The following is a 22,770-nucleotide window of genomic DNA, read 5'->3' on the forward strand; positions in this document are numbered from 1 at the left end:
ACCACTTTTAGCAACGGGAGATAACACATCGTGCTCGACGTGAACTTCTTCGACGAGCTTCGGATCGGCCTGGCCACCGCGGACGAGATCCGCCAGTGGTCTCACGGCGAGGTCAAGAAGCCGGAGACGATCAACTACCGGACCCTCAAGCCCGAGCGTGACGGTCTGTTCTGCGAGAAGATCTTCGGTCCCACCCGGGACTGGGAGTGCTACTGCGGCAAGTACAAGCGCGTTCGCTTCAAGGGCATCATCTGCGAGCGGTGTGGCGTCGAGGTCACCCGCTCCAAGGTGCGCCGCGAGCGGATGGGCCACATCGAGCTGGCCGCGCCGGTCACCCACATCTGGTACTTCAAGGGTGTCCCGTCGCGGCTCGGCTACCTGCTCGACCTCGCCCCGAAGGACCTCGAGAAGGTCATCTACTTCGCGGCGTACATGATCACCGACGTCGACGACGAGGCGCGGCACCGCGACCTGTCCTCGCTCGAGGGCCGTGTCGACGTCGAGCGCAAGCAGCTCGAGAACCGTCGTGACAACGACATCGAGACGCGGATGAAGAAGCTCGAGGAGGACCTGGCGCAGCTCGAGGCCGAGGGCGCCAAGGCCGACGTCCGCCGCAAGGTCAAGGAAGGCGCCGAGCGCGAGGTCAAGCAGCTGCGCGACCGTGCGCAGCGCGAGATCGACCGCCTCGACGAGGTGTGGAGCCGGTTCAAGAACCTCAAGGTCCAGGACCTCGAGGGTGACGAGATCCTGTACCGCGCCATGAACGAGCGGTTCGGCAAGTACTTCAAGGGCGCCATGGGTGCCGCCGCGATCCAGCGCCGGCTGGAGACCTTCGACCTGAAGGCCGAGGCGGACAACCTGCGCGAGACGATCAAGACCGGCAAGGGCCAGCGCAAGACCCGCGCCCTGAAGCGGCTCAAGGTCGTCACCGCGTTCCTGGCCACCAACAACAGCCCGATGGGCATGGTGCTGGACTGCGTCCCGGTCATCCCGCCGGACCTGCGTCCGATGGTCCAGCTCGACGGTGGCCGGTTCGCCACCTCGGACCTGAACGACCTGTACCGCCGGGTGATCAACCGGAACAACCGGCTCAAGCGGCTGCTCGACCTGGGCGCGCCGGAGATCATCGTCAACAACGAGAAGCGGATGCTGCAGGAGGCCGTCGACGCGCTGTTCGACAACGGCCGCCGCGGCCGTCCGGTCACCGGCCCGGGCAACCGGCCGCTGAAGTCGCTGTCCGACATGCTCAAGGGCAAGCAGGGTCGTTTCCGTCAGAACCTGCTCGGCAAGCGCGTCGACTACTCGGGCCGTTCGGTCATCGTGGTCGGCCCGCAGCTGAAGCTGCACCAGTGCGGTCTGCCGAAGGCGATGGCGCTGGAGCTGTTCAAGCCGTTCGTGATGAAGCGGCTGGTCGACCTCAACCACGCGCAGAACATCAAGTCCGCCAAGCGGATGGTCGAGCGTCAGCGCGCCCAGGTCTGGGACGTGCTGGAAGAGGTCATCACCGAGCACCCGGTCCTGCTGAACCGTGCACCAACCCTGCACCGGCTCGGCATCCAGGCGTTCGAACCGCAGCTGATCGAGGGTAAGGCGATCCAGATCCACCCGCTCGTCTGCTCCGCGTTCAACGCGGACTTCGACGGCGACCAGATGGCGGTGCACCTGCCGCTGTCGGCCGAGGCGCAGGCCGAGGCCCGGATCCTGATGCTGTCGACGAACAACATCCTGAAGCCCGCTGACGGCCGTCCGGTCACGATGCCGACCCAGGACATGATCATCGGCATCTACTTCCTGACCATGCTGAAGGACGGCGCGACCGGCGAAGGCCGGGCGTTCGGCTCGGTGGCCGAGGCGATCATGGCCTTCGACCGTCAGGAGCTGTCGCTGCAGGCCAAGGTCACGCTCCGGCTGAGCGGTTCCGGCGCTCCGGCGGACGCGGTCGCGCTGCCGGACGGCGGGTTCAGCCTGGAGACCACGCTGGGCCGCGCGCTGTTCAACGAGGCGCTGCCGGCGGACTACCCGTTCGTCGACCACGAGGTGGGCAAGAAGCAGCTCGGCGGGATCGTCAACGACCTCGCGGAGCGGTACACCAAGGTCGAGGTGGCGCACGCGCTGGACGCGCTCAAGGACCTCGGTTACTACTGGTCCACCCGGTCCGGTGTCACGGTGTCGATCGACGACTTCAGCACGCCGCCGAGCAAGCCCGAGATCATGGCCCGGTACGAGGCCCAGGCCGAGAAGGTCCAGAAGCAGTTCGAGCGGGGTCTGATCACCTCGTCCGAGCGGCGCCAGGAGCTGATCGAGATCTGGACCGGCGCCAACGCCGAGGTCGGCAAGGCGATGGAGGAGAACTTCGCCAAGGACAACCCGATCTGGATGATGGTGCACTCCGGTGCCCGAGGCAACATGATGCAGATCCGGCAGATCTCCGGTATGCGTGGTCTGGTGGCCAACCCGAAGGGCGAGATCATCGCCCGGCCGATCAAGTCCAACTTCCGCGAGGGCCTGTCGGTGGTCGAGTACTTCATCGCCACCCACGGTGCCCGGAAGGGCCTGGCCGACACCGCGCTGCGGACCGCCGACTCGGGGTACCTGACCCGTCGTCTGGTGGACGTCTCGCAGGACGTGATCATCCGCGAGGAGGACTGCGGCACCGAGCGGGGCCTGCCGAAGCAGATCGGCGAGAAGGACCCGTCCGGCAAGGTCGTGCACGCCGAGAACGTGGAGACCAGCGCGTACGCGCGGACCCTGGCCACCGACGCCTTCGACCCGGACGGCAACCTCGTCCTGGCCGGCGGCGCCGACCTGGGCGACGTGTCGATCGCGAAGCTGGTCGCGGCCGGGATCGAGCAGGTCAAGGTCCGGTCGGTGCTCACCTGTGACGCCAAGACCGGTACCTGCGCGAAGTGCTACGGGCGTTCGCTGGCGACCGGCAAGCCGGTCGACATCGGCGAGGCGGTCGGCATCATCGCGGCCCAGTCCATCGGTGAGCCGGGGACGCAGCTGACGATGCGGACCTTCCACACCGGTGGTGTCGCGGGTGATGACATCACCCACGGTCTGCCGCGTGTGGTCGAGCTCTTCGAGGCCCGCCAGCCCAAGGGCAAGGCGCCGATCGGCGAGGCGGCCGGCCGGATCGCGATCGAGGACACCGACAAGACCCGGAAGCTGGTGCTCACCCCGGACGACGGTTCCGAGGAGGTCGCCTACCCGGTGTCGAAGCGGGCCCGGCTGCTGATCGAGGACGGTCAGCACGTCGAGGTCGGTCAGCAGCTGACGCAGGGTACGCCGGACCCGCAGGAGGTTCTGCGGATCCTGGGTGTCCGCAAGGCGCAGGAGCACCTGGTGGACGAGGTCCAGGAGGTGTACCGGTCGCAGGGTGTGGCCATCCACGACAAGCACATCGAGATCATCGTCCGGCAGATGCTGCGCCGGGTCACGGTGATCGAGTCCGGCGAGGCGAACCTGCTGCCGGGTGAGCTCGCGGACCGGATCATGTTCGAGGCGGAGAACCGCCGCGTCGTGGCCGAGGGCGGTACGCCGGCCTCGGGCCGTCCGGTGCTGATGGGTATCACCAAGGCCTCGCTGGCCACCGAGTCGTGGCTGTCGGCCGCCTCCTTCCAGGAGACGACCCGGGTCCTGACCGAGGCCGCGATCCACGGCAAGTCCGACTCCCTGGTCGGTCTGAAGGAGAACGTCATCATCGGAAAGCTGATCCCGGCGGGTACCGGCATGGACCGTTACCGCAACATCCGGGTGGAGCCGACCGAGGAGGCGAAGGCCGCGATGTACTCGATGGTCGGCTACGAGTCGTACGACTACGACTTCGGCCCGTCCAGCGGTCAGTCGGTCCCGCTCGACGACTTCGACCTCGGTTCGTACCAGAACTGAGCCGAATCACACTGCCGAGGGCGGCACTTCCCCACCGGGGAGGTGCCGCCCTCGCGGCGTTTACGGACCGGCCTGGAGAAGACACTCGGGGTGGCGGCTGAAAGTGTGCCCGGGATGCGCCAAGATTGGTGCATGACGGATCTGCCGGCCTACCTGCGGCCTTTCGTCTTGGGGGTTCTGGAAGGTTCTGACGTACGCGTCGATCGCCTGGGGGAGATCGACCTGTACCGCCCGCCCGGTACCGCCCGAGGCGGCGCAATTCTCTTCGTGCACGGGGGACCAGGGCCGGACGGCCTCGAGGTGATGCCTCGGGACTGGCCGGTCTACAAGGGCTACGCGACCGCTGCCGCCAGGCGAGGCCTGGTGGCCGCAGTCGTCGACCACAGCCTGATCCACGGACTCGACCGCCTGGTCGTGGCCGCGGACGAGGTGGAGGCCGCGGTCGCCGTACTGCGTTCCGATCCGCGCGTCGACCCCGATCGGGTCGGCCTGTGGTTCTTCTCGGGCGCCGGCCTGCTGGCCGGGGAGTGGCTGGACAGCCGCCCCGACTGGCTGCGCTTCGTATCCCTGACCTACCCGCTGCTCGCCACCCCGCCCGGTGTCGACGATCTGGTAACTGCTGCTGAAGTCATCGGCAAACACAAGGACCTGCCGGTGCTGCTGACAAGAGTCGGACTCGAGCGTGAGGAGCTCGCCGGTCCGGTAGCGGAGTTCGTCTCCGCGGGTGGCACCGCGCTGGACATCATCGACGTACCGAAAGGGCACCACGGGTTCGACATGCTCGACCACACCGAAGAATCACGCGCCGCCGTGACCAAGGCTCTCGACTGGGCGATCGCCCACCTCGGCGAGCAGCCCGGGGACGACGGCAAGCTCCTCGTCCCACCACCTCCGGCCCGCAAGCGGGCCACCACACCACGCCGCCGTACGCCGGCCGCCGCCAAGGCCGGTGTCGCCGTGCAGGAGACGCCGGTGGCTGCTGAACCCGCCATTCAGCAGGCACCCAAGGCCGCTCCGGCACCGGTCGTCCAGGCCCCGCTCGTGGATCTCGGTACGGCGCCGGTCGCCGCCGAGACCCCGGCAGCGCGGGCGATCGGTCGCGAGCACGCGGCGTACGCCGCCCACGATCTCGAGGCGTTCCTGGCGATGTACTCGCCGACCGCCCGGATCCAGCTCGCGGACGGCTCCGAACTGAAGGGCCGCCGGTTCCTGCGCGAGTACTACCGCCCCCGCTTCGACGCCGGGCGCTGCAAGTCCGAGGTCGTCCAGAAGATCACCCTGGGGGAGTGGGTGGTCGAACACGTCACCAGCTACGACGACGCCGGATCCACCCCCCAACTGGCCCTCTACCGGGTCGTCGACGGCCTCATCACCGACGTCGAGTTCCGTGCCTGACCAGCTCGACCACCTGACCGAGTTCGAACGCGCGGCCGCGGACTTCGCGGCCGCCCTCGGATGGGTCGATCCCACCGCCGCGGTCCCGGCCTGCCCGGGCTGGACGGTCGCCGACCTGACCCTGCACCTGGGGTCAGGCCAGCCCTGGGCGGCGTCGATCCTCCGCCGGCGTCTGCATGAGACGGTCATCCATCTGGTGGACCTGGTCCAGGCCGGGGCGGCCGCCGGCGAGCAGGTCGACCCGGGTCTGGCCCGGCCGCTCGCGGCGGTTGCGGCCGACGGGGTGGACGAGGTTTTCGGGGTGTTCCTGCCCCGGCTGCGGGCCCGCGGATTCGCGCCGGCGGTGACCCGGCAGGTCGGCGTACGCGCCACCGACACCGGGCATGAATGGACGCTGACGCCTGTGTCAGAAGGGAATCCGCCGACCGTAGAGCGTGGCAAGGCGGTCGGTGAGGCGGTCCTGTCGGGGACTGCGGCCGACCTCGACCTGTGCTTGTGGAAGCGCTTGCCGCCGACCGTCCTGACGGTCGACGGAGACCCCGCCGTCGGCAGAGATTTTCTGTCCGGGAAGGCGACTGCGTAGGCCCTGTACACTGAAACAGCGGAGGGCTCTCGACTGCGGCCGGTTAGTCATTTTGACCGTGCTTGAGGCACCCGCTAGTCTTAACGATCGTGCCCGGGGTCTTTCCTGGGCCGTCATGCGTGCCCCTCGTCCAACGGATCGGGCCGCGTGGCACGGGACTCCTGCCGACAGTCTGGAAGATTACGGCGTCGGTGTGCTCGTGCGCACGCGACACACCCGACCGCGGGGGTCAGGCAAGAGCAACAAACCCAGCCGGACGACAGAAAGAGACCCACGCGGTGCCCACCATTAACCAGCTGGTCCGCAAGGGCCGCCAGGACAAGGTGTCCAAGAACAAGACGCCGGCCCTGAAGGGTTCCCCTCAGCGTCGTGGTGTGTGCACGCGCGTCTACACGACCACGCCGAAGAAGCCGAACTCGGCGCTTCGCAAGGTTGCGCGTGTTCGCCTGACCAGCGGTATCGAGGTCACCGCGTACATCCCCGGCGTCGGCCACAACCTGCAGGAGCACTCGATCGTGCTCGTCCGCGGCGGCCGCGTGAAGGACCTCCCCGGTGTCCGGTACAAGATCATCCGCGGTTCGCTCGACACCCAGGGTGTGAAGAACCGGAAGCAGGCTCGCAGCCTCTACGGCGCGAAGAAGGAGAAGAGCTAATGCCGCGCAAGGGCCCCGCCCCGAAGCGCCCGGTCATCATCGACCCGGTCTACAGTTCGCCGCTCGTCACCCAGTTGATCTCGAAGATCCTGGTCGACGGCAAGAAGCAGATCGCGCAGAGCATCGTGTACAGCGCGCTCGAGGGCACTCGCACCAAGACCGGTACCGACCCGGTGATCACGCTGAAGCGTGCGCTGGACAACGTGAAGCCGAGCATCGAGGTGAAGAGCCGCCGCGTCGGTGGTGCCACCTACCAGGTGCCGATCGAGGTGAAGCCGGGCCGGTCGACGACCCTGGCGCTGCGCTGGCTGACGACGTACTCCCGCGCCCGTCGCGAGAAGACCATGTCCGAGCGGCTGATGAACGAGATCCTGGACGCGTCCAACGGTCTCGGCGCGTCCGTGAAGCGCCGCGAGGACACGCACAAGATGGCCGAAGCCAACAAGGCTTTCGCCCACTACCGCTGGTGATCCGGGGTCCGATCCGGACCCCAGCGCTCACCCTTTGACTGCACCACAGAAGCGAGAGGTAGACCACCGAGGTGGCCGTACAAATCACCACCGACCTGGCCAAGGTCCGCAACATCGGGATCATGGCCCACATCGACGCCGGCAAGACGACGACGACCGAGCGGATCCTCTTCTACACCGGTATCACCTACAAGATCGGTGAGGTCCACGACGGCGCCGCCACGATGGACTGGATGGAGCAGGAGCAGGAGCGCGGCATCACGATCACGTCCGCCGCGACGACCTGCACCTGGAAAGACCACACCATCAACATCATCGACACCCCGGGTCACGTCGACTTCACCGTCGAGGTGGAGCGTTCGCTGCGCGTGCTCGACGGCGCGGTGGCGGTGTTCGACGGTGTCGCCGGTGTGGAGCCGCAGTCCGAGACCGTGTGGCGCCAGGCCGACCGGTACGGCGTACCGCGGATCTGCTTCGTCAACAAGCTCGACCGGACCGGCGCGGAGTTCATGCGCTGCGTCGACATGATCGTCGACCGGCTGGCCGCGGTGCCGCTGGTGCTGCAGCTGCCGATCGGGGCCGAGGCCGACTTCATCGGCGTCGTCGACCTGATCGGGATGCGCGCGCTGACCTGGCGCGGCGAGACCACGATGGGTGAGGACTACACCGTCGAGGAGATCCCCGCGTCGCACACCGAGATCGCGGCCGAGTGGCGCGACAAGCTGATCGAGACGCTGGCCGAGGCCGACGACGAGATCATGGAGCAGTACCTCGAGGGCGAGGAGCCGACCCAGGAGCAGCTCGTGGCGGGCATCCGTCGCGCGACCCTGGCCAGCAAGCTCACCCCGGTGCTGACCGGTACGGCGTTCAAGAACAAGGGCGTCCAGCCGCTGCTCGACGCGATCAACGCGTACCTGCCGAGCCCGATCGACGTCCCGGCCATCGAGGGCCACGACGTCAAGGACCCGGAGCAGGTCGTGCTGCGCAAGCCGGCCGACGACGAGCCGTTCTCGGCGCTGGCGTTCAAGATCGCGGCCGACCCGCACCTGGGCAAGCTGACCTTCATCCGGGTGTACTCGGGCAAGCTCGAGACCGGCACCCAGGTGCTGAACCCGACCAAGGGCCGCAAGGAGCGGATCGGCAAGATCTACCGGATGCACGCGAACAAGCGTGAGGAGATCGCGTCGATCGGCGCCGGCCACATCGTCGCCGTGATGGGCCTGAAGGACACCACCACCGGTGAGACCCTGTGCGACCCGGCCAAGCCGGTGGTGCTGGAGTCGATGCAGTTTCCGGCCCCGGTGATCTCGGTCGCCATCGAGCCGAAGTCGAAGGCCGACCAGGAGAAGCTGGGCGTCGCGATCCAGCGGCTCGCCGAGGAGGACCCGACCTTCCAGGTCCGGACCGACGAGGACACCGGCCAGACCATCATCGCCGGCATGGGCGAGCTGCACCTCGAGGTGCTGGTCGACCGGATGAAGCGTGAGTTCCGGGTCGAGGCGAACGTCGGCAAGCCGCAGGTCGCCTACCGCGAGACCATCAAGAAGAAGGTCGAGAAGGTCGACTACACGCACAAGAAGCAGACCGGTGGTTCGGGTCAGTTCGCGCGCGTGATCATCGACATCGAGCCGACCTCGGTCGAGGCCGGCGGCGAGGGTGGCTACGAGTTCGTCAACGCCGTCACCGGTGGCCGCATCCCCCGGGAGTACATCCCGTCGGTGGACGAGGGCGCCCAGGAGGCGATGGAGTTCGGCGTACTGGCCGGCTACCCGATGGTGGACGTCAAGGTGACGCTGCAGGACGGCGCCTACCACGACGTCGACTCCTCGGAGCTCGCGTTCAAGATCGCCGGTTCGATGGCCTTCAAGGACGCCGCCCGGCGCGCCGACCCGGTCATCCTGGAGCCGATGTTCGCGGTCGAGGTCACCACCCCCGAGGACTACATGGGTGAAGTGATCGGCGACCTCAACTCACGCCGTGGCCAGATCCAGTCGATGGACGAAGGCCCCGGTGGCAGCCGGGTCGTCAAGGCCCTGGTGCCGCTGTCGGAGATGTTCGGGTATGTCGGTGACCTGCGGTCGAAGACCCAGGGCCGCGCGTCCTACTCGATGCAGTTCGATTCCTACGCCGAGGTTCCGAAGAACGTGGCGGAAGAGATCATCAAGAAGGCCCGGGGCGAGTAACAACTCGTTCCTGGCCACCACACCCAAAGCGCGTCGGCGTACGGCGTAGTCAACATTTATCTAGGAGGGCCCCAGTGGCGAAGGCGAAGTTCGAGCGGACTAAGCCGCACGTCAACATCGGCACCATCGGTCACATCGACCACGGTAAGACCACTCTTACCGCGGCGATCACCAAGGTGCTGCACGACAAGTACCCGGATCTGAACGAGGCTTCGGCCTTCGATCAGATCGACAAGGCGCCGGAAGAGCGCCAGCGCGGTATCACCATTTCGATCGCGCACGTCGAGTACCAGACCGAGGCCCGGCACTACGCCCACGTCGACTGCCCGGGTCACGCGGACTACATCAAGAACATGATCACCGGTGCGGCCCAGATGGACGGTGCGATCCTGGTCGTCGCCGCCACCGACGGCCCGATGCCGCAGACGCGTGAGCACGTGCTGCTCGCCCGTCAGGTCGGCGTGCCGGCGATGGTCGTCGCGCTGAACAAGTGCGACATGGTCGACGACGAGGAGATCCTGGAGCTCGTCGAGCTCGAGGTCCGCGAGCTGCTCTCGGAGCAGGAGTTCGACGGCGACAACGCGCCGATCGTCCGCGTGGCCGCTCACCCGGCGCTGCAGGGCGACGCCAAGTGGGGCGAGTCGATCCTCGAGCTGATGAACGCTGTGGACTCCTACATTCCGCAGCCGGAGCGCGAGATCGACAAGCCGTTCCTGATGCCGGTGGAGGACGTCTTCACGATCACCGGTCGCGGTACGGTCGTCACCGGCCGGATCGAGCGCGGTGTGGTCAAGGTCAACGAGACTGTCGACATCGTCGGCATCCACGCGACCAAGCAGACCACCACGGTCACCGGTATCGAGATGTTCCGCAAGCTGCTCGACGAGGGCCAGGCCGGTGAGAACGTCGGTCTGCTGCTCCGTGGTACGAAGCGCGAGGACGTCGAGCGCGGCATGGTTGTCATCAAGCCGGGCACCACGACCCCGCACACGAACTTCGAGGCGTCGGTCTACATCCTTTCCAAGGAGGAGGGCGGCCGTCACACGCCGTTCTTCCAGAACTACCGCCCGCAGTTCTACTTCCGCACCACCGACGTCACCGGTGTCGTCACGCTGCCCGAGGGCACCGAGATGGTCATGCCGGGCGACAACACCGACATGACGGTCGAGCTGATCCAGCCGATCGCCATGGAGGACGGTCTGAAGTTCGCGATCCGTGAAGGTGGCCGCACCGTCGGCGCCGGCCGGGTCACCAAGATCATCAAGTGATCTCATGAGGTCCGCGAGGGCTCGGAACTGAGCCCCCGCGGACCTCTGCTTTGCGCCCGATCCGGCGCTCAGGTGGTACCGGATCAGGCGTGAGGCCACTCGATTGGCGTTCCGGCGCCGATCTCTGGCACAATATTCAGGTTGCTCAGGCGAGGCCGCCGGGGTGCGCCCCAGATCTTCTTGATCTGGCTGGTGCGCCGGACCGGAGACCATGCCGAGGTTCCGGTCCGAGACCGGGCCCCGATCTCCAACCAGGTCGAAGAAGCGGTGGGTCACGCGCGTTCCGCGCACGCGACACACCCGACCGCGGGGGTCGGAGCAACGCAACGGTAGACGATAGAGAAGGACGAAGCGAAGCGATGGCGGGACAGAAGATCCGCATCCGGCTGAAGGCCTACGACCACGAGGTCATCGACAGCTCGGCACGCAAGATTGTCGACACGGTGACGCGTACTGGTGCGAAGGTTGCTGGCCCGGTGCCGTTGCCGACGGAAAAGAACGTGTTCTGCGTCATCCGCTCGCCGCACAAGTACAAGGACAGCCGCGAGCACTTCGAGATGCGCACCCACAAGCGGCTCATCGACATCATCGACCCCACGCCGAAGACCGTCGACTCGCTGATGCGTCTCGACCTGCCGGCCGGTGTCGACATCGAGATCAAGCTCTGAGGGACGCGGAAAGACCAATGAGCCACGTGAAGAACACGCGCGGTCTGCTGGGCACCAAGCTCGGCATGACCCAGACCTGGGACGAGAACAACCGCGTCGTCCCCGTCACCGTCGTCCAGGCCGGACCCTGTGTCGTCACCGGAGTCCGTACGTCGGACCGGGACGGCTACGACGGCGTCCAGATCGCCTTCGGCGACATCGACCCCCGCAAGGTGACCAAGCCGATGCGCGGTCACTTCGACAAGGCCGGCGTGACGCCGCGGCGCCACCTGCTGGAGCTGCGCACCGCCGACGCCAGTGAGTACACCCTGGGCCAGGAGATCAACGCCGAGACCTTTGCGGCCGGCGAGCGGGTCGACGTCTCCGCGACCAGCAAGGGCAAGGGCTTCGCAGGTGTGATGAAGCGGCACGGCTTCCACGGTCTGCGCGCCACGCACGGTGTGCACAAGAAGCACCGCTCGCCGGGTTCCATCGGCGGCTGCGCCACCCCGGGCCGGGTCTTCAAGGGCCTGCGGATGGCAGGCCGGATGGGCTACGAGCAGGTCACCACGCAGAACGTCTCCGTGCACGCGGTGGACACCGAGCGCGGCCTGATCCTGCTGAAGGGTGCGGTTCCCGGCCCCAAGGGCGGCCTGGTGCTGATCCGCAACGCCGCGAAGGGAGCTGCCAAGTGAGCACCGTCGACGTAGTCGTCGTCAAGGGCGACAAGGTCAGCAAGAAGGGCTCCGCCGAGCTTCCGGCCGAGCTGTTCGACGTCCAGATCAACGTTCCGCTGATCCACCAGGTCGTGGTGGCCCAGCTGGCCGCGGCCCGCCAGGGCACGCACAAGGCGAAGACCCGGGGCGAGGTGTCCGGCGGTGGCGCCAAGCCGTACCGCCAGAAGGGCACCGGTCGCGCCCGCCAGGGTTCGACCCGGGCGCCGCAGTTCACCGGCGGTGGCGTGGTCCACGGCCCGGTGCCGCGGGACTACAGCCAGCGGACGCCGAAGAAGATGATCGCCGCCGCGCTCCGCGGCTCGCTGTCGGACCGGGCCCGTGACGGCCGCGTGTTCGTCGTCGAGAGCTTCGTGGACGGCGACAAGCCCTCCACCAAGTCGGCGCTCAAGGTGCTCGGCGAGGTCACCGAGCCGGGCAAGGCACTGGTCGTGGTCGACCGCGCCGACGAGCTCACCTGGCTGAGCCTGCGCAACGTGCAGCACGTGCACCTGATCGCGGCCGACCAGCTGAACGCGTACGACGTGCTGTGCAGCGACGCGGTCGTGTTCACCAAGAGTGCACTCGACGCGTTCGTCGCCGGCGCGCCCAAGGGCAAGTCCGTCAAGGCCGTCGCCACGTCGACTGAGGCCGAGGAGGTAGAAGCATGAGCCACGGAATCAACAAGGACCCGCGGGACGTGCTGCTCCGGCCGGTCGTCAGCGAGAAGAGCTACGGCCTGCTGGACGAGCAGAAGTACACGTTCGAGGTCGCGCCGGACGCCAACAAGACCGAGATCAAGCTCGCGGTCGAGAAGGTGTTCAAGGTCAAGGTCAGCGACGTCAACACCCTGAACCGCAAGGGCAAGCGGCGCCGGACCCGGTCCGGCTTCGGTAAGCGCCCGGACACCAAGCGGGCGATCGTGACCCTCAAGGGCGACGACCGCATCGATATCTTCGGAGGCCAGTCGTAATGGGAATCCGCAAGTACAAGCCGACGACGCCGGGCCGCCGTGGCTCGAGCGTGGCCGACTTCGTCGAGCTCACCCGTTCGACCCCTGAGAAGTCGCTGCTGCGTCCGCTGCCGAAGAAGGGCGGCCGGAACAGCTCGGGCAAGATCACCACCCGGCACCACGGTGGCGGTCACAAGCGGGCGTACCGGCTGATCGACTTCAAGCGCTACGACAAGGACGGCGTGCCGGCCAAGGTCGCGCACATCGAGTACGACCCGAACCGCACCGCGCGGATCGCGTTGCTGCACTACGTGGACGGCGAGAAGCGCTACATCCTCGCCCCGTCCAACCTGCAGCAGGGCACGATCGTCGAGAACGGCCCGGCCGCCGACATCAAGGTGGGCAACAACCTGCCGCTGCGCAACATCCCGGTCGGTTCGACCGTGCACGCAGTGGAGCTGCGCCCGGGCGGCGGCGCCAAGATGGCCCGCTCCGCCGGTTCCAGCATCCAGCTGGTCGCGAAGGAAGGCCGGATGGCCACCCTGCGGATGCCGTCCGGCGAGGTCCGGATGGTCGACGTGCGCTGCCGCGCCACCCTCGGTGAGGTCGGCAACGGCGAGCAGTCGAACATCAACTGGGGCAAGGCGGGCCGGATGCGCTGGAAGGGCAAGCGCCCGACCGTCCGCGGTGTCGCGATGAACCCGGTCGACCACCCGCACGGTGGTGGTGAGGGTAAGACCTCGGGTGGTCGCCACCCGGTGTCCCCGTGGGGCCAGCCCGAGGGCCGGACCCGCACCCGCAAGGAAAGCGACCGCATGATCGTCCGGCGCCGCAAGGCCGGCAAGAAGCGCTGATAGGGAGCCGGCCAGATGCCACGCAGCCTCAAGAAGGGCCCGTTCGTCGACCACCACCTGATGAAGAAGGTGGAGGTGCAGAACGAGAAGGGCACCAAGAACGTCATCAAGACCTGGTCCCGCCGATCGATGATCGTGCCGGACATGATCGGCCACACGCTCGCGGTGCACGACGGCCGCAAGCACGTGCCGGTGTTCGTCACGGACTCGATGGTCGGGCACAAGCTCGGCGAGTTCGCGCCGACCCGGACGTTCAAGGGTCACGAGAAGGACGACCGGAAAGCACGGCGTCGCTGATCCCGCAGGGACAGTGACTCCAGCGATAGCAATCTACGGAGAGATTCGAACATCATGAGCGTTCAAGAGCGTAGGGCGATCAGCGCCCGTCGCGAGAGCCTGCTGGGCGAGCAGCCCGGGGCCTTCGCGGTCGCGCGCTTCGTCCGCGTGACGCCGATGAAGGCGCGCCGCGTGGTCGACCTGGTGCGCGGTCTGGGCGTCGACGACGCACTCGCCACTCTGAAGTTCGCCCCGCAGGCTGCTGCCGCGACCGTGTACAAGGTCGTCGACAGCGCCGCGGCGAACGCCGAGGGCACCGAGCACCTGAGCCGGGGCGACCTGATCGTCGTCAAGGCCTTCGTGGACGAGGGACCGACGCTGAAGCGTCACCGCCCGCGTGCGCAGGGCCGGGCCACCCGGATCGACAAGCGGACCAGCCACATCACCGTGGTCGTCGGCCCGCGCGAGACCGACGAGCCCGTCGAGAAGGCGCCGGCCAAGAAGGCGGCCGCCAAGAAGACGGCGGACGCGGACACGGCCACCAAGGCTCCGGCGAAGAAGGCCGCCAAGAAGGCTGCCGACGCGCCCGCCAAGGACGACGCCGCCGAGAAGCCGGCCAAGAAGGCGACCGCCAAGAAGACGGCTGCCAAGAAGGCCACCGCTGAGAAGAAGGAGTCCTGACGTGGGACAGAAGGTAAACCCGCACGGGTTCCGTCTCGGCATCAGCACCGACCACAAGAGCCGTTGGTACGCCGACAAGCTGTACAAGGACTACGTGGGCGAGGACGTCAAGATCCGCCGCCTGCTGAGCAAGGGCATGGAGCGCGCCGGCATCTCCCGCGTGGAGATCGAGCGCACCCGTGACCGGGTCCGGGTCGACATCCACACCGCCCGTCCGGGCATCGTGATCGGTCGCCGCGGCGCCGAGGCGGACCGGATCCGGGGCAGCCTGGAGGAGCTCACCGGCAAGCAGGTGCAGCTGAACATCCTCGAGGTGAAGAACTCCGAGGTCGACGCCCAGCTGGTCGCACAGGGTGTGGCCGAGCAGCTGTCCGGCCGCGTGGCGTTCCGCCGCGCGATGCGCAAGGCGATGCAGACCACCATGCGTGGCGGCGCCCTGGGCATCCGGATCCAGTGCTCCGGCCGGCTCGGTGGCGCGGAAATGTCGCGGTCGGAGTTCTACCGCGAGGGCCGCGTCCCGCTGCACACGCTGCGGGCCGACATCGACTACGGCTTCTACGAGGCCCGGACGACCTTCGGCCGGATCGGCGTGAAGGTCTGGATCTACAAGGGCGACGTCGCCGGCACCCGCGCGGAGCGCGAGGCGCAGGCCGCGGCCCGGGCCGCTACCCAGCAGCGTGGCCGTCCGGCCCGCCGCGACGGTGGCGACCGCGGTGACCGTGGCGGTCGCGGTGGCGACCGTGGTGGCCGTGGTGGTCGCGGTGGCGACCGCCGGGACGCGCGCAACGACAACAACGCGGCTCCCGCTGCCGAGGCGTCGAACGCGCCGGCTGCCGACAAGGCCGCCGAGACGACCGGAACGGAGAGCTGAACCGTGCTCATCCCCCGCAAGGTCAAGCACCGCAAGCAGCACCACCCGGGGCGCTCCGGCGCCGCGAAGGGCGGTACCACGCTGGCGTTCGGTGAGTTCGGCATCCAGGCCCTGGAGAGCCACTACGTCACCAACCGGCAGATCGAGGCCGCGCGTATCGCGATGACCCGGCACATCAAGCGTGGCGGCAAGGTCTGGATCAACATCTACCCGGACCGCCCGCTGACCAAGAAGCCGGCCGAGACCCGGATGGGTTCCGGTAAGGGTTCGCCGGAGTGGTGGATCGCCAACGTCAAGTCCGGACGTGTGCTGTTCGAGCTGTCCGGCGTACCGGAGGACATCGCTCGCGAGGCCATGCGCCGCGCGATCCACAAGTTGCCGATGAAGTGCCGGTTCATTTCCCGAGAGGCAGGTGAGAACTGATGGCTACCCTGACCGCCGCCGAGCTGCGGAACCTGGGCCGGGACGAGCTGATGACCAAGCTCGGTGAAGCCAAGGAGGAGCTGTTCAACCTCCGGTTCCAGGCTGCCACGGGCCAGCTGGAGTCCCACGGCCGGCTCCGCGCCGTCCGCAAGGACATCGCCCGCATCTACACGGTGCTGTCCGAGCGTGCGCTCGGCATCACCGAAGAGGTCGACGCCCCGGCCGAGGAGGCCGCGGCTGAGGACACTGCGGACGACAGTGAGAAGGCCAACGCATGACCGAGAACGTGAAGGACGAGACCGTGACCACGACCGCCGAGGCGCGAGGCCGCCGGAAGACCCGTGAGGGTCTGGTGCTGAGCGACAAGATGGACAAGACCGTCGTGGTCGAGGTCGAGGACCGGGTGAAGCACCACCTGTACGGCAAGGTCATCCGGCGTACCAGCAAGCTCAAGGCGCACGACGAGCAGAACGCCGCCGGCATCGGCGACCGCGTCCTCCTGATGGAGACCCGGCCGCTGTCGGCGACCAAGCGCTGGCGCGTCGTCGAGATCCTCGAGAAGGCCAAGTAGTTCCCGCGCCCCTCGGGGTTCGGCAACCAACCGAAATTTATTCGTTCCGCAAGGCTCACCACGGTGAGAACCAGCGAGACAACCAGGAGATCAACAGATGATCCAGCAGGAGTCGCGACTGAAGGTCGCCGACAACACGGGTGCGAAGGAGATCCTTTGCATCCGCGTTCTCGGTGGCTCCGGTCGGCGCTACGCCGGTGTCGGTGACACGATCGTCGCCACCGTCAAGGACGCGATCCCCGGCGGTGGTGTGAAGAAGGGTGACGTCGTCAAGGCGGTCGTCGTGCGGACCGTGAAGGAGCGCCGGCGTCCGGACGGCTCCTACATCCGCTTCGACGAGAACGCCGCGGTGATCCTGAAGGCCGACGGCGAGCCGCGCGGTACCCGTATCTTCGGCCCGGTCGGCCGGGAACTGCGTGAGAAGCGCTTCATGAAGATCATCTCGCTCGCACCGGAGGTGCTCTGAGATGGCTCAGCAGAAGAAGCTGCACGTGAAGAAGGGTGACCAGGTCCGCGTGATCTCGGGTCGCTCGAAGGGCCTCGAGGGCAAGATCATCCAGGTCTTCCCGAACGACGAGAAGGTCATCGTCGAGGGCGTCAACCGGGTGAAGAAGCACACCAAGGTGCAGCAGGCCCAGCGCGGCGGCACCACCGGTGGCATCGTCACCCAGGAAGCCCCGATCCACGTCTCGAACGTGATGCTCGTCGTCGAGGTCGAGAAGGACGGCAAGAAGCAGAAGGTGACCACCCGCGTCGGCTACAACCGCGTCGAGGTGCAGAAGCGCCGTCCGGACGGTTCGACGTACACCGGTTACCGGAGCGTCCGGATCGCCCGGCGTACCGGCGAGGAGATCTGATGAGCACGGCAGTTACCGAGACCAAGGTCCAGCCGCGGCTGAAGACGAAGTACCGCGAGGAGATCGTCGGCAAGCTGCAGGAGCAGTTCCAGTACGCCAACGTCATGCAGGTGCCCGGGCTCACCAAGATCGTGGTGAACATGGGCGTCGGCGAGGCGGCCCGGGACGCGAAGCTGATCGAGGGCGCGGTGAAGGACCTGGCCGCGATCACCGGCCAGAAGGCCCAGGTCACCAAGGCCCGCAAGTCGATCGCGCAGTTCAAGCTGCGCGAGGGGATGCCGATCGGCGCCCACGTGACGCTGCGCGGCGACCGGATGTGGGAGTTCCTGGACCGGCTGCTGGCGCTCGCGCTGCCCCGGATCCGTGACTTCCGCGGCCTGTCCGCCAAGCAGTTCGACGGCACCGGGAACTACACCTTCGGTCTGACCGAGCAGGTGATGTTCCACGAGATCAACCAGGACCGCATCGACCGGGTCCGGGGCATGGACATCACCGTGGTGACCACCGCGAAGAACGACGACGAGGGTCGGGCCCTGCTGCGGGCGCTCGGCTTCCCGTTCAAGGAGAACTGACGTGGCGAAGACAGCACTCAAGGTCAAGCAGGCCCGGAAGCCGAAGTTCGCGGTGCGTGGCTACACGCGCTGCCAGCGCTGCGGCCGGCCGAAGGCGGTCTTCCGCAAGTTCGGCCTCTGCCGGATCTGCCTGCGGGAGATGGCGCACCGGGGCGAGCTGCCCGGTGTCACCAAGTCCAGCTGGTGACCGTCTCCACCCCCGAACTTCTCCCCATTCACCACCATCTAGTCACCGTAGGTCGCCGAACGGCGAAACCACGGCGGGAAAGAGGCCCCAGGCCATGACGATGACCGACCCGATCGCAGACATGTTGACGCGTCTGCGGAACGCCAACCAGGCGTACCACGAGTCGACCACGATGCCGTACAGCAAGATCAAGCAGGGCATCGCCGACATTCTCCAGCAGGAGGGCTACATCGCCTCCTACAAGGTCGAGGAGCCCAAGGAGGGCGCCGTCGGCAAGACCCTGATCGTCGACCTCAAGTTCGGCCCGAGCCGGGAGCGCTCCATCGCGGGTGTTCGCCGGATCTCGAAGCCGGGCCTGCGGGTCTACGCGAAGTCGACCAACCTGCCCAAGGTTCTCGGTGGCCTGGGCGTCGCGATCATCTCGACGTCCCAGGGTCTCCTGACCGACAAGCAGGCCAAGAACAAGGGCGTCGGCGGGGAAGTCCTCGCCTACGTCTGGTGACGAAGAACCGGAAGGAGGACCACAGAAATGTCTCGCATCGGTAAGCTCCCGGTCACGGTCCCGTCCGGCGTCGACGTCACGATCGACGGCCAGACGGTCACCGTGAAGGGTCCGAAGGGTCAGCTGTCGCACGTCGTCGCTGAGCCGATCGCGGTCGGTCGCGACGATGACGGCGCGATCGCCGTCACGCGTCCGGACGACCAGCGCAAGAGCAAGGAACTGCACGGGCTGTCCCGCACCCTGATCGCCAACCTGGTGACCGGCGTGACGGACGGGTACGAGAAGAAGCTCGAGATCGTCGGCGTTGGTTACCGGGTGATCTCCAAGGGCCCGACCCAGCTGGAGTTCTCGCTCGGCTACAGCCACACCATCACGGTGGACGCGCCGGAAGGCATCACGTTCAACGTCGAGGCGCCGACCCGGTTCTCGGTGATCGGTATCGACAAGCAGTCGGTCGGCGAGGTCGCCGCCAACATCCGCAAGCTGCGCAAGCCCGAGCCGTACAAGGGCAAGGGTGTCCGGTACGCCGGCGAGCAGGTGCGTCGCAAGGTCGGAAAGGCTGGTAAGTAACCATGGCGATCGGACTGCGGCACAACAAGCACTCCGCCAAGAAGACGGCCTCGCGTACGCGGCGCCAGATTCGCGTCCGGAAGAAGATCAACGGCACGGCCGACCGGCCGCGCCTGGTGGTCACCAAGTCGTCGCGGCACCTGTTCGTTCAGGTGATCGACGACGTGGCCGGCAAGACGCTGGTCTCCGCCTCCACGATGGAGGCCGACCTGCGCGGTGCGGCGGACAACAAGACCGACAAGGCCAAGACCGTCGGCGGCCTGATCGCCGACCGCGCCAAGGCAGCCGGCATCGACGCGGTCGTCTTCGACCGGGCCGGGAACAAGTACCACGGCCGGATCGCGGCCCTGGCCGACGCCGCCCGTGAGGGCGGGCTCGGGTTCTGATATGGCGTACACAGAGGAAGGTAGTTCGAAATGAGCGGAGGCCAGCAGCGTCGCGGAGGCGGCGCCGGTGGTGAGCGCCGTGGCCGCGACGGTGGTCGCGGTCAGCAGGCGGACAAGACCGCCTACATCGAGCGCGTGGTAGCCATCAACCGGGTCGCCAAGGTCGTGAAGGGTGGTCGGCGCTTCAGCTTCACCGCCCTTGTGGTCGTCGGTGACGGTGAAGGCACCGTCGGTGTGGGTTACGGCAAGGCCAAGGAGGTGCCCGCGGCGATCGCCAAGGGTGTCGAGGAGGCCAAGAAGGCGTTCTTCAAGGTGCCGAGGATCCAGGGCACCATCCCGCACCCGGTCCAGGGCGAGAAGGCCGCCGGCGTGGTCATGCTGCGTCCGGCCGCGCCCGGTACCGGTGTGATCGCGGGCGGCTCGGCGCGCGCCGTACTGGAGTGCGCCGGGATCCACGACATCCTCAGCAAGTCGCTGGGCTCGTCCAACTCCATCAACGTGGTGCACGCCACCGTTGAGGCGCTGCGCAGCCTGGAGACCCCGGAGGCCGTGGCCGCGCGCCGTGGCCTGCCGGTCGAGGACGTCGCTCCGGCAGCGCTGCTGAAGGCGCGGGCGGAGGTGGCTTCCTGATGGCACGCCTGAAGGTGACCCAGGTCCGTTCGGGCATCGGTGGCAAGCAGAACCAGCGCGACACGTTGCGCACCCTGGGCGTCAAGCGGATCGGCGACAGCGCGGTCCACGAGGACAAGCCCGAGGTCCGGGGCATGGTTCGTGCGGTTCGCCACCTCATCACCGTCGAGGAGGTCGACTGACATGGCGCTCAAGGTTCACCACCTGCGTCCGGCGCCCGGCGCCAAGACCGCCAAGACCCGCGTGGGTCGTGGTGAGGGCAGCAAGGGCAAGACCGCCGGCCGCGGTACCAAGGGCAGCAAGGCGCGGAACAACATCCCCGAGTGGTTCGAGGGTGGCCAGATGCCGCTGCACATGCGGCTCCCGAAGCTGAAGGGCTTCAAGAGCAGGAACCGAGTGGAGTTCCAGGTCGTTAACCTGGACAAGCTCGGACAACTGTTCCCCGAGGGTGGCGAGGTCGGCGTTGCCGAACTGGTCGCCAAGGGCGCGGTACGTCGTGGTCAGCCGGTGAAGGTGCTGGGTGACGGCGAACTGACCGTGGCACTGCAGGTCTCGGCACACAAGTTCTCCAAGTCCGCCACGGACAAGATCCAGGCGGCCGGGGGAACCACGACCGAGGTGTGACACGAGGTCCAGGGCTCGTAACGATCGGTGCTTGATATCCTGCGCCGGTCGGACGGGCCCTGGCTCGTCTCTTGCCCAGAGGCTTAGCTAGGCCCCTGCCGTGCCCGCGGCCAGGGAAACTTGTGGGAGGACAGGGTGTTAAGCGCCTTCGCCAACGCGTTCAAGACGCCGGACCTGCGCCGGAAGATCTTGTTCGTGCTCTTCATCGTCGTGATCTTCCGGATCGGCTCCGTGGTGCCGGCCCCGGGTGTGAACGTTCAGTCGCTGCACACTTGTATCAAGATCTCCCAGGGCGGCCAGAACGCCAACCTGTACAACCTGATCAACCTGTTCTCCGGTGGGGCACTGCTGCAGCTCGCGATCTTCGCGCTCGGCATCATGCCGTACATCACCGCGAGCATCATCCTGCAGCTGCTCACCGTGGTGATCCCGCGGCTGGAGTCGCTGAAGAAGGAAGGTCAGGCGGGGCAGGCCAAGATCACCCAGTACACCCGGTTCCTGACCGTCGGGCTGGCGATCCTGCAGTCCACCGCGTTCGTGGCGCTCGCCCGGACCCCGGGACGGCTGTTCCAGGGCTGCACCGAGCCGCTGCTCTACAAGGACGACTGGTTCACGGTCTCCGTGATGGTGCTGACCATGACCGCCGGTACCGGCGTGATCATGTGGCTGGGTGAGCTGATCACCGACCGTGGTGTCGGCAACGGCATGTCGATCCTCATCTTCACCCAGATCGTCGCCACCTTCCCGACCCAGCTGTGGAGCATCCGCAAGCAGAAGGGCGTCACCACCTTCGTCGTGGTGATCGCGATCGGTCTGGTCATCATGGCCGCGGTCATCTTCATCGAGCAGGCGCAGCGCCGGATCCCGGTGCAGTACGCCAAGCGGATGGTCGGCCGGAAGATGTTCGGCGGTACGTCGACCTACATTCCACTGAAGGTGAACCAGGCCGGGGTCATCCCGGTCATCTTCGCCTCCAGCCTGCTGTATCTCCCCGTCCTGGTCAGTCAGTTCCAGCAGGGCAAGAGCTGGTCCAACTGGATCCAGGGCAACTTGGTCAAGGGCGACCACCCGATCTACATGGTGACGTACGTCGCCCTGATCATCTTCTTCACGTACTTCTACGTCTCGATCACCTTCAACCCGAAGGAGGTCGCGGACAACATGAAGAAGTACGGCGGCTTCATCCCGGGCATCCGGGCGGGTCGGCCGACCGAGGAATACCTGAAGTACGTGTTGGACCGCATCACGCTGCCGGGCGCGATCTACCTCGCGGCGATCTCGATGATCCCGCTGGTGGCTCTCGTCCTGCTGAACGCGAGCCAGAACTTCCCGTTCGGTGGTACGTCGATCCTGATCATGGTCGGCGTCGGACTCGACACGGTGAAGCAGATCGAGAGTCAGCTGCAGCAGCGTAACTACGAAGGGTTCCTGCGCTGATGAGAATGTTGCTGATGGGTCCGCCCGGGGCGGGCAAGGGCACGCAGGCAAAGGTGCTTGCGGATCGCCTCAATATCCCGGCCGTGTCCACCGGCGACATCTTCCGTGCGAACGTGAAGGACGAGACGCCGCTCGGTGTCGAGGCGAAGCGCTACATGGACGCCGGCGACTACGTCCCGGACGAGGTCACCAACGCGATGGTGCGGGACCGGCTGTCCGAGGCCGACGCCGGCGACGGCTTCCTCCTCGACGGGTACCCGCGGACCCTGGCCCAGGTCGGCACGCTGGACGAGATCATCGCCGACCACGGCCACAAGCTGGACGCCGTGGTGGCGCTGGTCGCGGACACCGACGTACTGGTCGGCCGGATGCTCAAGCGGGCGCAGTCCGAGGGCCGCTCGGACGACTCCGAAGAGGTCATCCGGCACCGGCAGGACGTGTACGCCGCGGAGACCAAGCCGCTGCTCGCGGTGTACGGCGAGCGCGGCCTGCTGGTCGAGGTGGACGGCGTCGGCGAGATCGACGAGGTCAGCGAGCGCGTGCTCGCCGCCCTCAAGTCCATTACGGAGTAACG

Annotated in this window: 29 protein-coding genes and 1 pseudogene; all 30 read left to right on the top strand. The window is 67.1% G+C overall.

Going from position 1 to position 22,770, the window contains the following annotated elements; translation table 11 throughout:
• The first annotated feature begins 30 nt into the window (after positions 1-30).
• Complete coding sequence (locus ACQHIV_RS35810) at positions 31-3,891, top strand: DNA-directed RNA polymerase subunit beta' (protein WP_427888774.1); 3,861 nt, start codon at positions 31-33, stop codon at positions 3,889-3,891.
• Between the two features lie 132 nt (positions 3,892-4,023).
• Positions 4,024-5,286 carry a nuclear transport factor 2 family protein gene (locus ACQHIV_RS35815; RefSeq protein WP_427888775.1) on the top strand — a complete coding sequence of 421 codons (1,263 nt, stop codon included), beginning with the start codon at positions 4,024-4,026 and terminating at the stop codon, positions 5,284-5,286.
• Positions 5,279-5,869, top strand: coding sequence for a maleylpyruvate isomerase N-terminal domain-containing protein (locus tag ACQHIV_RS35820; protein WP_427888776.1), 591 nt, complete (start codon positions 5,279-5,281; stop codon positions 5,867-5,869). The genes ACQHIV_RS35815 and ACQHIV_RS35820 overlap by 8 nt, the downstream gene beginning before the upstream one ends.
• A 278-nt stretch (positions 5,870-6,147) precedes the next feature.
• Positions 6,148-6,522 carry a 30S ribosomal protein S12 gene (rpsL, locus tag ACQHIV_RS35825; RefSeq protein WP_130384649.1) on the top strand — a complete coding sequence of 125 codons (375 nt, stop codon included), beginning with the start codon at positions 6,148-6,150 and terminating at the stop codon, positions 6,520-6,522.
• Entirely contained in the window at positions 6,522-6,992 is a 471-nt protein-coding gene (gene rpsG / locus ACQHIV_RS35830; RefSeq protein ID WP_131286359.1) for a 30S ribosomal protein S7, read from the top strand. Before rpsL ends, rpsG begins: the two co-directional genes overlap by 1 nt.
• A gap of 71 nt (positions 6,993-7,063) precedes the next feature.
• Positions 7,064-9,175, top strand: a complete 2,112-nt coding sequence (gene fusA, locus ACQHIV_RS35835; RefSeq protein WP_427888777.1) for an elongation factor G — start codon at positions 7,064-7,066, stop codon at positions 9,173-9,175.
• A 74-nt stretch (positions 9,176-9,249) separates the two neighbouring features.
• The gene (tuf, locus tag ACQHIV_RS35840; protein WP_427888778.1) at positions 9,250-10,443 is read left to right on the top strand and encodes an elongation factor Tu; all 1,194 of its coding nucleotides are present in this window, start codon (positions 9,250-9,252) and stop codon (positions 10,441-10,443) included.
• Between the two features lie 359 nt (positions 10,444-10,802).
• Complete coding sequence (rpsJ, locus tag ACQHIV_RS35845; protein WP_012923688.1) at positions 10,803-11,111, top strand: 30S ribosomal protein S10; 309 nt, start codon at positions 10,803-10,805, stop codon at positions 11,109-11,111.
• A gap of 17 nt (positions 11,112-11,128) precedes the next feature.
• Positions 11,129-11,785 (top strand): 50S ribosomal protein L3, encoded by a 657-nt coding sequence (gene rplC, locus ACQHIV_RS35850; protein ID WP_427888779.1) that lies wholly within the window; start codon positions 11,129-11,131, stop codon positions 11,783-11,785.
• Entirely contained in the window at positions 11,782-12,474 is a 693-nt protein-coding gene (gene rplD / locus ACQHIV_RS35855) for a 50S ribosomal protein L4 (protein WP_427888780.1), read from the top strand. The genes rplC and rplD overlap by 4 nt, the downstream gene beginning before the upstream one ends.
• The gene (rplW, locus tag ACQHIV_RS35860; protein WP_184840563.1) at positions 12,471-12,776 is read left to right on the top strand and encodes a 50S ribosomal protein L23; all 306 of its coding nucleotides are present in this window, start codon (positions 12,471-12,473) and stop codon (positions 12,774-12,776) included. The genes rplD and rplW overlap by 4 nt, the downstream gene beginning before the upstream one ends.
• On the top strand, positions 12,776-13,609 hold the full coding sequence (gene rplB, locus ACQHIV_RS35865) for a 50S ribosomal protein L2 (RefSeq protein WP_209692840.1): 834 nt from the start codon (positions 12,776-12,778) through the stop codon (positions 13,607-13,609). The genes rplW and rplB overlap by 1 nt, the downstream gene beginning before the upstream one ends.
• A gap of 15 nt (positions 13,610-13,624) precedes the next feature.
• On the top strand, positions 13,625-13,906 hold the full coding sequence (rpsS, locus tag ACQHIV_RS35870; RefSeq protein ID WP_427888781.1) for a 30S ribosomal protein S19: 282 nt from the start codon (positions 13,625-13,627) through the stop codon (positions 13,904-13,906).
• Between the two features lie 54 nt (positions 13,907-13,960).
• A pseudogene (gene rplV / locus ACQHIV_RS35875) lies at positions 13,961-14,419 on the top strand (50S ribosomal protein L22); the annotation flags it as partial.
• A gap of 148 nt (positions 14,420-14,567) precedes the next feature.
• On the top strand, positions 14,568-15,437 hold the full coding sequence (rpsC, locus tag ACQHIV_RS35880) for a 30S ribosomal protein S3 (protein WP_427888782.1): 870 nt from the start codon (positions 14,568-14,570) through the stop codon (positions 15,435-15,437).
• A 3-nt stretch (positions 15,438-15,440) separates the two neighbouring features.
• The gene (gene rplP / locus ACQHIV_RS35885; protein ID WP_427888783.1) at positions 15,441-15,860 is read left to right on the top strand and encodes a 50S ribosomal protein L16; all 420 of its coding nucleotides are present in this window, start codon (positions 15,441-15,443) and stop codon (positions 15,858-15,860) included.
• Positions 15,860-16,138: a 50S ribosomal protein L29 gene (gene rpmC, locus ACQHIV_RS35890; RefSeq protein ID WP_325037743.1), complete on the top strand. Its 279-nt coding sequence runs from the start codon at positions 15,860-15,862 to the stop codon at positions 16,136-16,138. Before rplP ends, rpmC begins: the two co-directional genes overlap by 1 nt.
• On the top strand, positions 16,135-16,431 hold the full coding sequence (gene rpsQ / locus ACQHIV_RS35895) for a 30S ribosomal protein S17 (protein ID WP_427888784.1): 297 nt from the start codon (positions 16,135-16,137) through the stop codon (positions 16,429-16,431). The genes rpmC and rpsQ overlap by 4 nt, the downstream gene beginning before the upstream one ends.
• A gap of 97 nt (positions 16,432-16,528) precedes the next feature.
• Entirely contained in the window at positions 16,529-16,897 is a 369-nt protein-coding gene (rplN, locus tag ACQHIV_RS35900) for a 50S ribosomal protein L14 (RefSeq protein ID WP_012923677.1), read from the top strand.
• Position 16,898: 1 nt separating this feature from the next.
• Positions 16,899-17,288 (top strand): 50S ribosomal protein L24, encoded by a 390-nt coding sequence (rplX, locus tag ACQHIV_RS35905; protein WP_380197854.1) that lies wholly within the window; start codon positions 16,899-16,901, stop codon positions 17,286-17,288.
• Complete coding sequence (rplE, locus tag ACQHIV_RS35910; RefSeq protein ID WP_427888785.1) at positions 17,288-17,860, top strand: 50S ribosomal protein L5; 573 nt, start codon at positions 17,288-17,290, stop codon at positions 17,858-17,860. The genes rplX and rplE overlap by 1 nt, the downstream gene beginning before the upstream one ends.
• 1 nt (position 17,861) lies before the next feature.
• Positions 17,862-18,047: a type Z 30S ribosomal protein S14 gene (locus tag ACQHIV_RS35915; protein WP_012923674.1), complete on the top strand. Its 186-nt coding sequence runs from the start codon at positions 17,862-17,864 to the stop codon at positions 18,045-18,047.
• Between the two features lie 94 nt (positions 18,048-18,141).
• Positions 18,142-18,549 (top strand): 30S ribosomal protein S8, encoded by a 408-nt coding sequence (gene rpsH, locus ACQHIV_RS35920; protein ID WP_141854799.1) that lies wholly within the window; start codon positions 18,142-18,144, stop codon positions 18,547-18,549.
• A gap of 27 nt (positions 18,550-18,576) precedes the next feature.
• Complete coding sequence (gene rplF / locus ACQHIV_RS35925; protein WP_427888786.1) at positions 18,577-19,119, top strand: 50S ribosomal protein L6; 543 nt, start codon at positions 18,577-18,579, stop codon at positions 19,117-19,119.
• 2 nt (positions 19,120-19,121) lie between these two features.
• Complete coding sequence (gene rplR / locus ACQHIV_RS35930) at positions 19,122-19,505, top strand: 50S ribosomal protein L18 (protein ID WP_344191669.1); 384 nt, start codon at positions 19,122-19,124, stop codon at positions 19,503-19,505.
• A 30-nt stretch (positions 19,506-19,535) separates the two neighbouring features.
• A complete protein-coding gene (gene rpsE / locus ACQHIV_RS35935) occupies positions 19,536-20,135 on the top strand; it encodes a 30S ribosomal protein S5 (RefSeq protein ID WP_141854793.1) in 600 nt (199 codons plus the stop codon).
• A complete protein-coding gene (gene rpmD / locus ACQHIV_RS35940; RefSeq protein ID WP_141854791.1) occupies positions 20,135-20,317 on the top strand; it encodes a 50S ribosomal protein L30 in 183 nt (60 codons plus the stop codon). Before rpsE ends, rpmD begins: the two co-directional genes overlap by 1 nt.
• A gap of 1 nt (position 20,318) precedes the next feature.
• Positions 20,319-20,759, top strand: a complete 441-nt coding sequence (gene rplO, locus ACQHIV_RS35945) for a 50S ribosomal protein L15 (protein ID WP_130441472.1) — start codon at positions 20,319-20,321, stop codon at positions 20,757-20,759.
• Positions 20,760-20,894: 135 nt separating this feature from the next.
• Positions 20,895-22,196, top strand: coding sequence for a preprotein translocase subunit SecY (secY, locus tag ACQHIV_RS35950; protein WP_427888787.1), 1,302 nt, complete (start codon positions 20,895-20,897; stop codon positions 22,194-22,196).
• On the top strand, positions 22,196-22,768 hold the full coding sequence (locus ACQHIV_RS35955; RefSeq protein ID WP_427888788.1) for an adenylate kinase: 573 nt from the start codon (positions 22,196-22,198) through the stop codon (positions 22,766-22,768). The genes secY and ACQHIV_RS35955 overlap by 1 nt, the downstream gene beginning before the upstream one ends.
• The last annotated feature ends 2 nt before the right edge of the window (positions 22,769-22,770 follow it).

Source organism: Kribbella polygonati (assembly GCF_050320105.1).
GTDB lineage: Bacteria > Actinomycetota > Actinomycetes > Propionibacteriales > Kribbellaceae > Kribbella.